This is a genomic window from Corynebacterium tardum (assembly GCF_046717785.1).
Classification (GTDB): domain Bacteria; phylum Actinomycetota; class Actinomycetes; order Mycobacteriales; family Mycobacteriaceae; genus Corynebacterium.
On sequence record NZ_CP177104.1, the window covers coordinates 2,458,638 to 2,472,658 of the forward strand.

At 65.2% G+C, this 14,021-nt stretch carries 11 protein-coding genes; 7 read left to right on the top strand and 4 right to left on the bottom strand.

The genetic code is table 11. The features are described 5' to 3' along the window. Positions 1-14: 14 nt before the first annotated feature. Complete coding sequence (gene grpE / locus ACLI1P_RS11805) at positions 15-758, bottom strand: nucleotide exchange factor GrpE (RefSeq protein WP_411708959.1); 744 nt, start codon at positions 756-758, stop codon at positions 15-17. Between the two features lie 3 nt (positions 759-761). Then, a complete protein-coding gene (gene dnaK / locus ACLI1P_RS11810) occupies positions 762-2,606 on the bottom strand; it encodes a molecular chaperone DnaK (protein ID WP_411708960.1) in 1,845 nt (614 codons plus the stop codon). A 476-nt stretch (positions 2,607-3,082) separates the two neighbouring features. Between dnaK and ACLI1P_RS11815 the strand changes: the two genes are divergently transcribed. Both ACLI1P_RS11815 and ACLI1P_RS11820 read left to right on the top strand, forming a co-directional pair. Beyond that, entirely contained in the window at positions 3,083-6,526 is a 3,444-nt protein-coding gene (locus ACLI1P_RS11815) for a bifunctional proline dehydrogenase/L-glutamate gamma-semialdehyde dehydrogenase (RefSeq protein WP_411708961.1), read from the top strand. A 35-nt stretch (positions 6,527-6,561) separates the two neighbouring features. Next, on the top strand, positions 6,562-7,881 hold the full coding sequence (locus ACLI1P_RS11820; protein ID WP_408929672.1) for an AI-2E family transporter: 1,320 nt from the start codon (positions 6,562-6,564) through the stop codon (positions 7,879-7,881). Between the two features lie 34 nt (positions 7,882-7,915). Here the strand turns inward: ACLI1P_RS11820 and ACLI1P_RS11825 are convergent, their stop codons facing one another. Beyond that, the gene (locus ACLI1P_RS11825; RefSeq protein WP_411708962.1) at positions 7,916-8,500 is read right to left on the bottom strand and encodes a nucleosidase; all 585 of its coding nucleotides are present in this window, start codon (positions 8,498-8,500) and stop codon (positions 7,916-7,918) included. 89 nt (positions 8,501-8,589) lie between these two features. On the opposite strand from ACLI1P_RS11825, the gene ACLI1P_RS11830 reads away from it, so the two are divergent. Then, the gene (locus ACLI1P_RS11830; protein WP_411708963.1) at positions 8,590-9,204 is read left to right on the top strand and encodes an LppP/LprE family lipoprotein; all 615 of its coding nucleotides are present in this window, start codon (positions 8,590-8,592) and stop codon (positions 9,202-9,204) included. Here ACLI1P_RS11830 and ACLI1P_RS11835 read toward each other — a convergent pair whose 3' ends face one another. Continuing rightward, positions 9,205-10,188 carry a hypothetical protein gene (locus ACLI1P_RS11835; protein ID WP_411708964.1) on the bottom strand — a complete coding sequence of 328 codons (984 nt, stop codon included), beginning with the start codon at positions 10,186-10,188 and terminating at the stop codon, positions 9,205-9,207. A gap of 327 nt (positions 10,189-10,515) precedes the next feature. On the opposite strand from ACLI1P_RS11835, the gene ACLI1P_RS11840 reads away from it, so the two are divergent. The 4 genes from ACLI1P_RS11840 to ACLI1P_RS11855 all read left to right on the top strand — a co-directional run bounded on the left by ACLI1P_RS11840 (position 10,516) and on the right by ACLI1P_RS11855 (position 14,010). Continuing rightward, positions 10,516-11,412 carry a hypothetical protein gene (locus ACLI1P_RS11840; RefSeq protein ID WP_411708965.1) on the top strand — a complete coding sequence of 299 codons (897 nt, stop codon included), beginning with the start codon at positions 10,516-10,518 and terminating at the stop codon, positions 11,410-11,412. Between the two features lie 74 nt (positions 11,413-11,486). Continuing rightward, positions 11,487-12,131 (top strand): LppP/LprE family lipoprotein, encoded by a 645-nt coding sequence (locus tag ACLI1P_RS11845; RefSeq protein ID WP_411708966.1) that lies wholly within the window; start codon positions 11,487-11,489, stop codon positions 12,129-12,131. Positions 12,132-12,400: 269 nt separating this feature from the next. Beyond that, positions 12,401-13,315, top strand: coding sequence for a hypothetical protein (locus ACLI1P_RS11850; protein ID WP_411708967.1), 915 nt, complete (start codon positions 12,401-12,403; stop codon positions 13,313-13,315). 14 nt (positions 13,316-13,329) lie between these two features. Further along, on the top strand, positions 13,330-14,010 hold the full coding sequence (locus ACLI1P_RS11855; protein ID WP_408929677.1) for a hypothetical protein: 681 nt from the start codon (positions 13,330-13,332) through the stop codon (positions 14,008-14,010). Positions 14,011-14,021 lie beyond the last annotated feature (11 nt).

Below are 14,021 nucleotides of genomic sequence, written 5' to 3' on the forward strand. Positions count from 1 at the left end.
GCCACCATCAGCGATTACTCCGCGCTTTCTGTGCTTTCTGCACTAGCAGAATTGCCGGAGCTCTCTGCGTGGTTCGAGCCGGCCGCGTCAGCCGGGTCGGCGATGATCACCATGGCGGTGCGCACCACGCGCTCGCCCACCTTGTAGCCGCGGCGGACGACGGTGCCCACGACCTGCTCGCCACCGGAGGAGAGGTCCTGGACGGCCTCGTGCACCTCCGGGTCGAAGGGATCACCCTCGGCGCCGAACGGCGCGAGCTGGTTGCTGCTCAGCGCGCCCTGGAGCTTGTCAGCGATGGCCTTGAGCGGGCCCTCGTTGAGGTCACCGTGCTGGCGTGCGAGCTCCAGGTCATCAAGGATAGGCAGGAAGTCTGCCAGAACCTTGGCCTTGGCGGTCTCAATCACGGCCTGACGGTCGCGCTCGGTGCGGCGGCGGTAGTTGGTGTACTCCGCGTTGAGGCGCTGCAAGTCCTCGGTACGCTCCGCCAGCTGTGCCTCCAGGGAGTTGTCCGCGGCGGCAGCAGCCGGGTCGGCGTCGGCCTCCTCGGCGATGTCGCTCGCAGCGTCGTCCACGGCGGCCTCTGCCTCAGCGGTGTCGGCGGTAGCGGCGTTGACAGCCGCATCAGCCTGCGCGTCAACGGCCTCGTCCGCAACCCCGTCGGCAGCGGCGGCCTCGGCGGCGGCAGCCTCCGCGGCATCGGCGGAGGTTGCCTCAGGGTCGGTGTTGGCCGGGTTGCCCGGGTCCTGAGGGGAGGTCATATTTTACTTCTCCTTGTTCTCGTCGTCCTCGTCGACAACCTCGGCGTCGACGACGTTCGGGTCACCAGCGGCGTCGCCAGCAGCAGCACCCTCAGCACCGGCCTCAGCAGCCTGTGCCTCGTACAGGACCTTGCCCAGCTCCTGGGACTCGGTGCCCAGCTTCTCCACGGCGGCCTTGATGGCCTCGATGTCGTCGCCCTTGAGAGCCTCATCAACAGCGTCGGCAGCCTCGGTGACGCGGGTCTTCAGATCCTCCGGCAGCTTGTCGGAGTTTTCCTCCATGAACTTGCGGGTCTGGTAGGAGGTGGACTCCGCCTGGTTGCGGGTCTCCTGCTCCTCGCGGCGCTTCTTGTCTTCCTCGGCGTGTGCCTCGGCGTCCTTGACCATGCGGTCAATCTCGTCCTGGGATAGACCGGAACCATCCTGAATCTTGATGGTGTTTTCCTTACCGGTGGCCTTGTCCTTGGCGGTGACGTGGACGATGCCGTTGGCGTCGATGTCGAAGGTGACCTCAATCTGCGGAACACCACGCGGGGCCGGGGCAATGCCGCCGAGCTCGAAGGAGCCGAGCAGCTTGTTGGCGGAAGCCATCTCGCGCTCGCCCTGGAAGACCTGGATCTGCACGGAGGGCTGGTTGTCATCGGCCGTGGTGAAGGTCTCGGACTTCTTGGTCGGGATGGTGGTGTTGCGCTCGATGAGCTTGGTCATCACACCACCCTTGGTCTCGATACCGAGGGACAGCGGGGTGACATCAAGCAGCAGCACGTCCTTGACCTCGCCGCGCAGGACACCTGCCTGCAGGGCGGCGCCGACTGCCACCACCTCGTCCGGGTTGACGCCCTTGTTCGGCTCCTTGCCGGTGAGCTCCTTGACCAGGTCGGACACGGCCGGCATACGGGTGGAACCACCGACGAGGACCACGTGGTCAACGTTGGACAGGGACAGGCCAGCGTCCTTGATGACCTGGTTGAACGGTGCCTTGGTGCGGTCCAGCAGGTCCTGAGTGATCTTCTGGAACTCGGTGCGGGACAGGGTCTCATCCAGGAAGAGCGGGTTCTTCTCGGAGTCAACGGTGATGTACGGCAGGTTGATGTTGGCGGACTGGGAGGAGGACAGCTCAATCTTGGCCTTCTCCGCGGCCTCACGCAGACGCTGCAGGGCCATCTTGTCCTTGGTCAGGTCAATACCGTGAGCGGACTTGAACTTGTCCACCAGCCAGTCAACGATGCGCTGATCCCAGTCATCGCCACCGAGCTGGTTGTCACCGGCGGTTGCCATAACCTCAACCACGCCGTCACCGATTTCCAGCAGGGAGACGTCGAAGGTGCCGCCACCGAGGTCGAAGACCAGGATGGTCTGCTCCTGCTCGCCCTTCTCCAGGCCGTAGGCCAGAGCGGCGGCAGTCGGCTCGTTGACGATACGCAGGACGTTGAGGCCTGCGATCTGGCCGGCCTCCTTGGTGGCCTGGCGCTGGGAGTCCTCGAAGTAAGCCGGGACGGTAATCACGGCATCGGTAACGTCCTCACCCAGGTAAGCCTCAGCGTCGCGCTTCAGCTTCATCAGGGTGCGGGCCGAAATCTCCTGCGGGGTGTACTTCTTATCATCAATGTCCACGGTCCAGTCGGTGCCGATGTGGCGCTTGACGGAGCGGATGGTGCGGTCAACGTTGGTGACCGCCTGGTTCTTAGCAGACTGACCGACGAGGATTTCACCATTCTTGGCAAAAGCCACGACGGACGGGGTGGTGCGAGCGCCCTCAGAGTTGGCGATAACGGTGGCCTCGCCACCCTCCAGAACGGATACGACCGAGTTGGTAGTACCGAGGTCGATTCCTACTGCGCGTCCCATAATCAATTTCTCCTTGCTATGTGGGGTTTGTTCTTAAGTTGATTGTTCGCGACTCAACTTCTGCCGCGTTCAGTCAGCGACTGTAACAGAAGCAACGCCCGAAGTCATCCAAACCTGAGCGCCGGTCACTCAACCTACACAACGGCACCCGCGTCAAAGTTGTTCCCGATACGCTCAACTTTTTCTCCGCAGACCACAAAGGGGCAGTTCAGGCCGTCGATAAGCGCTGCCTTTGTGAGATAAAACACCCTTGCCTCGGTCTAGTCAGCGGCACCACTGGAACATATACTGTCCCAAGTTTCCATGTGATGTCTCACATCACTTCCCATGAAGTGGCTTGCCAAACACCCCACGTACCGCAGCAAAGGGGCGCACCGATGACAAGAACCCGCCGCGACGGCGACCGCCCGCCGGTCCGCCAGGCCTAATCCCCCCCAGGCCCACCCGCAGAGTTACTCATACATATAAGGACACCGATGACGAACGCCACTACCCCCGTGCCCGAATCCGCTGACATCAACGCCGCGCTGATCGACGCCGCCGCGGCCCAGGCCCACGCCTGGCTCGCTGCCACCGCCGACGAGCAGGACCCCGCCACCGAGCAGCTCGCCGACTTGCTGCGCAACCCCGACGGCGTGGCCTTCACCATGGACTTCGTTGACCGCGTCATGCGCCCCGAGGACGACAAGGTGGCCGCCCAGGCACTGAAGTCCGTCACCACCAGCTACGATGCCTCGTTCCTGGGACTCATCAACGGCTCCCTGGTGGGACTCGGCGGCTTCTTCGGCCCCATCCTGCCCAACCTGGTGATGCCGCTGGCACGCCTGCGCATGCGCCAGATGGTGGGCCACCTGGTCCTCGACGCAGAGGGAGAGGCCCTCAACAAGACCCTGGATGCCGCCGCCGACTCCGGCGAGCAGCTCAACCTCAACCTGCTCGGTGAGGCAGTGCTGGGCGACGACGAAGCGCGCTCCCGCGCCGAGCGCACCCTCAAGCTCATCGAAAACCCCCGCGTGACCTACGTATCCGTCAAGGCCTCCTCGATGGTGGCCCAGCTCAACCCCTGGGACATCGAGGGCTCGCTGGTCCGCCTCAAGGAGCGCCTGCGCCCGCTGTACGAGGCCGCCGCCAAGCGCGCCGATAAGGTCTTCATCAACCTGGACATGGAGGAGTACCACGACCTCCATCTCACGGTGCGCCTGTTCACCGAGATTCTCCGCGAGCCGGAGTTCATGAACCTTGAGGCCGGCATCGTGCTGCAGGCCTACCTGCCGGACACCTTCGACGCGCTGGTTCACCTGGCGGAGTTTGCCAAGCAGCGTGTGGCCGACGGCGGCGCGCACATCAAGATTCGCATCGTCAAGGGCGCCAACCTCTCCATGGAGCACGTCCAATCCGAGGTCCACGGCTGGCCCGCCGCGCCGTACACCACCAAGGAAGAGGTGGACGCCAACTACTACCGCCTGCTGGATTACATCCTGCGCCCCGAGTTCGAGGGTGCTGTGCGCATCGGCGTGGCCACCCACAATCTCTACACCGCGGCCTTTGCCTACAAGCTTGGTACCGAGCGCGGAGTGCTGCGCATGATGGACTCCGAGATGCTCCAGGGCATGTCGCCCGCCCAGCAGGCGGCGGTGCGCAAGGCCTTCGAGGGCCGCCAGATCCTCTACACCCCGGTGGTGCACCGCGAGGACTTCGATGTCGCCGTCTCCTATCTGGTGCGCCGCCTAGAGGAAAACGCCGCCCCGCAGAACTTCCTCTACGCCCTCTTCGCCCCGGAGGAGTCCGCGCTCCAGGACCAGGAGGCTGTCTTCCGCCACGCCGTGGACACGCGCTGGGATACCTTCGCCGGCCCGCGCCGCACCCAGAACCGCCTGGAAGAGGCCGCGAACCGCGCCGGCCGCCAGGCAGCGCGCACCGGGCGTTTCGCTAACGAGCCGGATACCGACCCGGCCCTGGAGTCCAACCGCGAGTGGGCCATCCAGGCGCTGGGCACCGACCCCGGCACGCACGGCGTGGAGCAGGTGACGGATGCGAAAGACGTCGACAAGCACGTGCTCCGCGCCGCCGAGCTGGGGGCTGAGTGGGGCGCGCGCGACGCCGAGGACCGCGCCCGCGCGCTGGAGGCCGTGGCTGATGAGCTGGCCAACCGTCGCGGCGAGTTCATCTCCGTCGCAGCCGATGAAGCCAACAAGACCGTCACGCAGACCGACCCGGAAATTTCTGAGGCCATCGATTTCTGCACCTACTACGCCCAATCCGCGCGCCTGCTCGAAGGCTACGCCGCCGAATTCACCCCGCACCGCGTGACCGTGGTGACCCCGCCGTGGAACTTCCCCGTGGCCATCCCCACCGGCGGTATTGCCGCAGCACTCGCCGCGGGTTCTGCCGTCATCATCAAGCCCGCGCCGCAGGTTGTGCACTGCGCGAAGGTCGTCGTGGACGCCTTCCGCACCGCGCTGGAGTCCCAGGGCCTCGACCCGGACTTGGTGCAGCTCGTCTTCACCGACGAGTCCGATGCCGGCCGCGCGCTCATCTCCCACGCGGACGTCGATGCCGTCATCCTCACCGGTGCCTCCGCCACCGGCCAGCTCTTCCGCTCCTGGGACCCGCAGATGAACATCATGGCGGAGACCTCTGGCAAGAACGCTCTCATTATTACCCCGTCCGCGGACCCGGACCTGGCCATCCAGGACCTGTACCTGTCCGCCTTCGGCCACTCCGGCCAGAAGTGCTCGGCGTCCTCGCTGGTCATCTTCGTCGGCGCCGCGGGCGAGTCCGAGCGCCTGCGCACGCAGCTTATCGACGCCGTCTCCACCCTCATCCCGGGCCCCGGCCACGACATCACCACCACGATGAACGGCCTGGCCGAGGCCCCGGGCGAGAAGCTTCTGCGCGGCCTTACCCAGCTGGAGCCGGGCGAGACGTGGCTCATTAAGCCACAGAAGCTCAACGAGGAGGGCACGCTGTGGTCCCCAGGCATCCGCGATAACGTGCGCCCGGGCTCCTGGTTCCACGTCAACGAGTGCTTCGGTCCGGTGCTGGGCATTATGCATGCGGAGACCCTCGATGAGGCCATCGAGTGGCAGAACTCCACCGGCTACGGGCTGACCGGTGGCATTCACACGCTGGACAACGACGAGATTGACTACTGGCTCGAGCGCGTCGAGGTGGGCAACGCTTATGTTAACCGCGGTATCACGGGCGCGATTGTGCAGCGCCAGTCCTTCGGTGGCTGGAAGCAGTCCGTCATGGGCCCGGGTGCGAAGGCGGGCGGCCCGAACTATGTAGCGCAGTTCGGCACGTGGGCCGATGGTCCGCTGCGTCCCTTCGACGCCGACATCTCCCAGCCGGTGGCCGCGCAGCTGCGGGGCTTTGAGCGCCTGGGGCTGTCCGACGAAGACACCGCCTGGCTGTGGCGCGCCGCCGAGCTGGATCAGCTGGCCTGGCAACAGGAGTTCGGCCGCGCCCACGACCGCGCGGGCCTGGTCTGCGAGGCCAACGTCTTCCGCTACCGCCCGGTGCTCACCCCGCTGCAGATCCGCGTTGCTGAGGACGCGCAGCTTCGCGACGTCGCCCGCCTCGCCCTCGCCGCCACCCGCACCGGCTCCCCAGTACGCCTCAGTGCTACCCCGGACAAGGCCACTGAACTGCGCGGGCTGGGCTTCGATGTGGAAGCTCTGAGTGCCGAGGCCTTCGCCCGCGAGGTCGCCGGGCTGGAGTCCGCACGCGTGCGCACGGTGGGTTCGGTGGAGCCTGGCGTGTACGAGGCAGCGGTGCAGTCCAACTCCGTGGTGCTGGACCAGCCGGTGCTGGCCGACGGCCGTCGCGAGCTCCTGCCCTTCCTCCTGGAGCAAGCAGTGTCTGTCACCATGCACCGCTTCGGCATCATCCGCGAGGTAGGCAGCATCCGCGCATAAGTAAGATCGCGCTCTCATGTGTAAAGATAGAGCGCATGAGTAACAACAACGGCGACGGTGCCCGCTCGGGCACCGACCCCCAGTCCTCCACCGCCGCGGCTTCTGGCGCGGGGCATTCTGCTGCTGCCTCTGAAGCGTCGACGGCGGAGCCCATTAGCGAAGAAGCCGTCCTCCACCCCTCAGAGACCGACGACAAGTCCCGTGTCCTCGGGCGCGACGCCATCTCCCTGGCCAAGGTGTGCTTGATCTTCATCATCGTGGTGGCAGGCGTCGGCCTGGCTGGCTACCTGCTGAAGTTCATCTGGGTAGGCCTGCTGCCGGTCATCCTGGCCATCCTGGTATGCACGGTGCTCTTCCCCGTGACCAACTGGTTGCGCGAGCATAAGTTCCCCCGCGCGCTGGCCTCCATCACCACGTTGCTGGGTTTCTTGGCCATCATCGGCGGCGTCTTCGCGGCGATGGCCCCGGTGGTCTCCTCCCAGGGCGCAGCGCTGGTCAGTCAGGCCGAGGACGGCTTGAATAAGCTCGTTGAAATGGCCAATGACCTGCCCTTCGATATCGATGCGGAGAAGATGCAGGAAGTACTTGATGACGCCATGACCTTCATCAAGGGCCAAGCTTCCAACATCGCCACCGGGGTGATTTCCGGTGTGTCGATGGCTAGTTCGATCGCCATGGCCCTAGCTATCATGCTCTTCGTCGCCTTCTTCATCCTCAAGGACGGCGACAAGTTCCTGCCGTGGCTGCGCACCTACACCGGATACTCCGCGGGCTGGCACGCCACTGAGCTGCTCACCCGCGTGTGGAACACGCTCTCTGGCTTCATCCAGGCCCAGGCGGCCGTGGCGGCTGTCGACGGCATCCTCATCGGCATCGGCCTCTGGATCCTTCAAGTCCCACTTGCTCTGGTTATTGGCGTGGTCACCTTCTTCGCCAGCTTTATCCCGGTCATCGGTGCGGTCACCGCAGGCGCCTTGGCCGTCATCATCGCACTGGTTTCCGATGGCCTCACCAAGGCTCTCTTGGCCCTCGCCCTCATCATCATCGTCCAACAGGTGGAGGGCAACGTGCTCCAGCCGATGCTGCAGTCCAAGGCCATGGGCCTGCATGCGGCCATGGTGTTGCTCTCCGTGACCGTGGGCTCCGCGCTAGCCGGCATCATCGGCGCCTTCCTCGCCGTGCCGGTGGCCGCCACCATCGCGGTGGTCTTCCGCTACCACCAGGAGATGGCCAGCCTGCGCGCCGGCGAGCTCGACGCGGAGAACATCAAGATCTCCACTACCGAGGGCCACGAGACCGTCATGGAGCTCTACGAGCACCTGGAAGGCAGCCACGCGCGCCACGCCTCCGCCTAGCCGCCCCACACAAAGGGCGCTGTGGGAGCCTTAGTCAGCGGTCACTGTGGGTCACTGTGCTGGTGGCCGCCGCCAGCTCCTCCGCCGCGCGGTCGAGCACCGTAGCCCACGTGCCGTAGGACTCCTCATTCGCGGTGTCCGAGACCTGCTTGAGCAGCGTGCACGGCACCCCAAACTTCCGGCACACCGCGGCGATGGCGTAACCCTCCATGTCACACAGCTCCGACTCTTCGGCTAAGCGCGTGCGGGTCTCGGTATCGGAGATAAAGGAATCCCCCGTGGCCAGCGTGGCCGTCGGCAGCGTGCCCGAGCTCTCTAGTTCGATGACCTCCGGCAGCAGGTAGCGGGAAATATCGCTGAGCACGTCGAGGTGGAAGTCGTGCTTGCGCACGTGGGAAACCTCGAAGACGCCGGCGAAATCGTCGCGCAGCGCCCCGGCGGTACCAATATTGATCACGCGCTCCGGCAATGCTTCTGCCGACGCCAACGCGTTCGTCAGCTCAATCGCCGCCGGAACCGTGCCAATCCCCGTGATGAGCAGCGGCTCCCCCTCCGGGACGTGCGCGGCCTCCGCGTCCACCGCGGCAACGAACAAAGTGCGACCAGATAGATTCTCCATGCCTGTGAGACTACCCGTGAAGAACAGTCCCCACACTCGCCACGAGGCCGCCAGGGATCTATAGGGTCAGGACCACAGAAGGAGGAATCATGTTCACCCGAATCACCACCGTCGCCGTACTGACCATCCCCCTGGCCGCATGCACGCCCGCCCAGCAGGCCGAATCGCCCGCCGAGTCAATGACACCGGACACGCTCGCCAGCGCCCCGGCCCTCGCGACCACCGCGTCCTCCCCTGCCGGCTCCACCCAGCCGCAGCCGGAGCACTCTGCCGCAACAGACACAGCGACAGACACCGCGCCTCCCCAGGACTGCCACACGATGGGCGCGCAAGCGGCCTACGAATCAGGCATCGACACCATCCCCGCCTGGCACGGCCACGACTGGGTCCTGTCTGACTTCTCTCACTTCGACCCCTGCGACGAGCTGACCTGGCTGACCCTCGGCATCGAAGACGGAACGGCGTCCTCGCCGTACCACATCATGCTCTTCCACTATGGCCGCTACATTGGCACCGCCACCCAAGAGCCCCAGGGCTTCTATCCTTCGGTAACCCGAAAGAGCAGTTCCGAAATCGCTGTCACCTATCGTTGGCCGCGCGAGGGCGAGGCCAACGCCAACCCCACCGGCACCACCGAGGCCACCTTCCGCTGGGACGACGCGCAGAACAAGGTCGTCATGACGGGCGACGTCCCTCAGCACTAGCTAGTCAAAGTTCAGCGTCCGGTTCTTCTGCCGCAGCCGGATCGTGATGTTCTTTTGCGCCGCCCCTAAGGCGATCAGCTTCCCCGACAACGCCCGGGCCACCTGCAAGTCGGTCTCGCTGGGCCGCTCCGCGGCAACGCTCACCGTGGGCAGCCAACAATCGTCCGGATCCGGCGCGCCCAAGTGGATGAGGCGCTCGCGCTCCGCGTCGATCCAATAGCCCTCGGTGGCCATGTACCTATCCTGCCCGCCGTCGAAGGAATCGCAGCGCCACCCGCCCTCAGCCACACGGAAGACGAAGGGGCAATAGCCCAGGCGGGAGGGCACGATGTAGGTGGTATTGGGGCTAACTCGCCAATGCCCGCGGGCGGAGCTCCACACCTGGCGGTAGGTATCCGCCAGGCTCATGCCCAGGCGGAGACGCTGCTGGCGGTCGTCGTCAAGCCCTGCGCCCTCCACCCGCGTATCCAGCTCACTTAGGTGCGTGGCGTCGGCCACGTACATGCCCAGCCAGGCCTCTTCCGGCGTGGTGTAGGGCCCGGTGACGTCGCGATGGAAGGACTCCGGGATGACTTTCTCCGCATCCCGGGGCAAGCGCTGCCGGGTGGCGAAGGCCCACAGGCGCGGGTGCCCCATGCGGTAGAGCATCACCGTGGCCCGCGGCAGGCTGTCGTGCGCCTGCTGCCGCGTGAGGTAATCGCCCGCACCGATGCGGCGCAGCAGCTGCGTGGCCACCTCGCCCTCCACCTGCTGTTCCACGCCCGGCGCGACCTCCAGGCCGGGCAGCTGGCTGAGCATCATCAGATCAATGATGTCTCCCACGTCGAAGACCTTGCTCAGCTCCGTCTGCGCATCAGGGCCAAAGGCTTCGATGTCGGCGTAGCCCAGGACCCCCGCGAGCCGGCGAAGCACGTCGGGCGACACGCTCACCCGGTTGCGCGTGGCGTGTAATTCTGCCGCGTTGAGGTTGCGCTCGAGTGTCATGGGGAACCTTCCTCGCTCATTTTCGATGTGAATTCTGGCCTAGCTTAAGACCACGCCTGGCACGCAGCGACGTGCGCTGGGCGCCCGCTTCCGGAGGCGGAACGCCGAGGTAAGACGCATATGGTCCACCGTGCAGCCGCGGCCCACCCTACCACCTGGGTGTCATCCTTAATCCCCGCGCGCTACATCAATTTCTCTCTCGCGCGCGTTCACCAGCCCCCTCACCTGCCGATTCGGAAGTGAACCTGTACCCCGCGTGCCTATAGTAAGACGCGAATTGATTCTTCTCGCGCCTTCTCTTCCACACCGCACAAAGGAGCACACCACGTGACTAACAACAGCTGGGGCACGCCCCCTACCCAAGCCGCACCGACAAACTCGGCTAAGCGTATCGGAATCATCATCGCCGCACTCGTCGGCGTCATTGCACTGACCGCGGGTATTACGTGGGCCATAGCCGCAAACATCAACTCAGACTCCTCATCAGATTCCGCGGCAGCATCCCTCACCACAGAGTCTTCGCCGGACGACGCAACCAGCGAGAATTCAACGGCCACAGAGGAAACCACTGAATCCACCAAGAGGAAATACAAAATCGTTGAGGGTCCCGAGTACACCAAGGACCAAAAATGTGGCGAAATGGCTGACGCTTTTCGGGACAAGATTGATAACCCAATGACCATCTTCTGCGACGATGACTGGCTGCTCCTCGCCCAAGAAAACAGCTCGCTGTACTACCTCCATTCCTGGGCAGGCAACTCATGGATCCCGCACGAGGCCGATGGCGAATACGCAGACTCGCACATGGACTGCTACGACCGCGAGGCACTGCTTGAGGACGGCCTTCCCGAGCAGTATGTCGATGACGTTCCTCTCTGCTCCTCTGAAGAGTTGGCCGCGGCTGACCAAGAGAAAGAACTTGAACCAGGCTACTTGGGCGACCTCTGCGATGGCAGCTACATCCTCATCGTCGACAGTGTCCTTGTGCCTTATGACGAGCGCCCCCCGCCGCCTATCGACCGAGCCCTTGCCCAATACCCGGGCGCAAAGTCGATGCCGGGCCTTGGCTGCAATTCCTTGCGCTCTGAAGTCGATGGCAAGGCGGTCTTCGCCATCTACTACGACGCCGGCCACAGCGTGGACAAGGTCTGCGAGCTCAAGGCCCAGTACGGCGGCAACGCGCGCTCGCTCAACAACAACGCTGACTTCACCGACCCCTGCTAGCCCCCGCTGCAACCGCTACGCGCCTACCATTGAGCGTGTCAGCGCACAGCCTCTCTCAAAGGAAAGCTCCCCCCGTGTTTACCGCCCGCCGCACCCTGCCCACTGTGGCCGCCCTTCTTGCGTGCTGCATCCTGACTGCCTGCGGAGAACGGCCCGCGCGCACCGCAGCGCCGGACGCTGCGCCGGCCTTCTCCGCGGTCAGGGAGCACAGCACCCCGGAACGCAGCCCGGAAAGCAGCTCTGAGACAACGGCGCCCCAGACCACGACGGTGACGCAGACGGTGCGGCAGGAGTCCCCGTCGGAAAGCACCGCGGCCACGTCTGATGGCTGCGGCCCCGACCAGCAGGCAGCCTACGCCGAGGCGATGTCGAAGCTCGATCCGCTCCCCGGCTTCAACCGGCCCTGGCGCCTCGCCGATTCCGGCTATGACTCCTGCGCGGCGCTGTCTTGGATGACCGTCACCATCGAGGGCGCGACGGTGTCCTCGCCGTACCACATCCTCCTCTTCCACAACGGCGAGTACCTGGGCACGGGCACTTTCGAGGCCTACGGCTTTGCCCCACGGATTAAGCAGGTGAGCGATTCCAAGATTGCCGTGACCTACCGCTGGCCGCGCGCAGGCGAGGGCAATGCGGAGGCATCCGGGACCACGCAGGCGGGATTCCACTGGGATGAGGACCTCCAGGAGTGCGTCATGACCGGGGACGTTCCGCACTAATTTCCCCCTGTTTGTGGGCGGTCACGCTTGGGACTACGCCTCACACGTTAAGGAACGCCTGTGCTTGGCGACGTCTCCCCGTCCGTCACCCGCACGGCACAGGAATGACACGACCGTCGCCACCAACTGGGGATTGAACCCCGAAGCCGAGTTTTTGGTGGGCACAAGTGGCAGGCGCAAGGCTATAGTGTGACACGGTTTCCTCGGAAGCCACTCATTCTCTCTGGCGCTTTCTCTCCGCCCCTTTATCGATGTAAGGAGCTCTCTGGATGACTGACAACTTCCCTTCGGATGCGCCCACTCAGTACAGAGCTGTTCCTGACTCGTATCCCGCTCCCGCTGCTCCGGCCGGTGCGACCGGCTCGTCGGCCGCGGGGCGCACGATCTTCGCCGTCGTCGCGGTGATAGCGCTCCTCGCGCTCACCGCCGCGGTGACCTGGCTGGTCACCGCCCCCTCCCGCACGGAGGCACCCCCGGACGACGCTGCGGCGTTCACGCAGATTAAGACGGGGGCGTCGGCGCAGAGCTCGGAAAGCACTGCCGCCACCGAGCCCTCGCGCGCCGCGAGCAACACTCCTGTGCCCGTCGCCACCACCTCCGCCGCAGCACGGCCGGATAAATGCGGCGCCGCGGCGGACGCCGTCCTCAGCCAGGTCAGCCACCCGGTGGGCATTATCTGCGACGGCGACTGGCTCTTCTTCGCCCAAGACAGGAGCACGGGGTACTACCTCTACTCGTGGTCAGGCACCGAGTGGACCTCCTACGCGTCCCACGGGCGGGCTGAGCCCTCCCACATCAGCTGCTGGGACCGCGGCACGCTGGAAAAAGACGGCGTGCCTGCGGAGATTCTCGCTGACATCCCGCTGTGCGCCACCGATGAGCCAGCCGGAGATTCTCCCGTCTGCGACGGCCGCTGGGTGCTCATCGTGGACTCGCTGCTCATCCCGCCGGGGCAATCGCCGCAGTCGGAAATCGACCGCGTGCAGGCCTACTACTCCGGCGCCAAGGTCATGCCGGGCTCTACCTGCAGCTCGCTGCGGGACGTCGTGGACGGCAAACAGGTCTACGCCGTCTACTACGAAGCAGGCAAAAGCGTCGATGAGGTCTGTACACTCAAGGCGCGGCATGGCGGCGGAAACGCCCGCTCCCTCAACAACGATGCCGACTTCACCGACCCCTGCTAACGCGAAAGGACGCAATGGCTCACCACAACCTCTATTCTTCTCTCGGACTTAACCGCCAGGCCGATTCGGCTTCCCTGACCGCCGATATCGACCGCCAGCTGGCGGAGGTGAGCCCCGGAGACGCGGCGAAGCGCGACGAGCTCGCCACCGCCCGCGAGATCTTCTCCGTCCCGTCCCGCCGCGCGGTCTACGACGAAGAGATTTCCGCCCCCTTCGGCGCGGACGTCGACGTCGCCCGCATCCGCCAGATCGCCGCCCTGCCCGCCGGGGACCGCGGCGTACAGGGCCCGCAGAGCATGGGGCTAGCGGGCCACTCCACGTCCGGCGTGCAGCTCATGCCGCAGTCCTCAAACGCCACTGGCGGCAACCAGTTCAACGTGGACCTGAGCTCCTTTTCCTTCCCCGTAGAGCCCTCCCGCCAGCGCTGCCAGTCCGTCCAGTGGTGCATCGTCTGGGGCCTTTTGGCCTTCCTCTGGATCATCTCCACCCTGCGCGGCCTGGGCGCGCTTTTGGAGGTCGGCAGCGCCAGCGGCGCCGAGCTGCTTCTCGGCGCCGATGACTACGCGGAGGATGCCAGCTCCGCTATCGCCTTCTTCTTCATGGTCGCCGGCGGCACGCCGGTCTACCTCATGATCGCGGAGTTCATCTGGTCCCTGCGCAAGACCCTCGGACGCAAAAAGGCCCCCAACGCCTAAAGCAGGCGCGG

Bases quoted from the DNA above. Each gene is read 5' to 3' on its own strand.
- grpE (WP_411708959.1), bottom strand. From the start codon at position 758: ATGACCTCCCCTCAGGACCCGGGCAACCCGGCCAACACCGACCCTGAG.
- dnaK (WP_411708960.1), bottom strand. From the start codon at position 2,606: ATGGGACGCGCAGTAGGAATCGACCTCGGTACTACCAACTCGGTCGTA.
- ACLI1P_RS11815 (WP_411708961.1), top strand. From the start codon at position 3,083: ATGACGAACGCCACTACCCCCGTGCCCGAATCCGCTGACATCAACGCC.
- ACLI1P_RS11820 (WP_408929672.1), top strand. From the start codon at position 6,562: ATGAGTAACAACAACGGCGACGGTGCCCGCTCGGGCACCGACCCCCAG.
- ACLI1P_RS11825 (WP_411708962.1), bottom strand. From the start codon at position 8,500: ATGGAGAATCTATCTGGTCGCACTTTGTTCGTTGCCGCGGTGGACGCG.
- ACLI1P_RS11830 (WP_411708963.1), top strand. From the start codon at position 8,590: ATGTTCACCCGAATCACCACCGTCGCCGTACTGACCATCCCCCTGGCC.
- ACLI1P_RS11835 (WP_411708964.1), bottom strand. From the start codon at position 10,188: ATGACACTCGAGCGCAACCTCAACGCGGCAGAATTACACGCCACGCGC.
- ACLI1P_RS11850 (WP_411708967.1), top strand. From the start codon at position 12,401: ATGACTGACAACTTCCCTTCGGATGCGCCCACTCAGTACAGAGCTGTT.
- ACLI1P_RS11855 (WP_408929677.1), top strand. From the start codon at position 13,330: ATGGCTCACCACAACCTCTATTCTTCTCTCGGACTTAACCGCCAGGCC.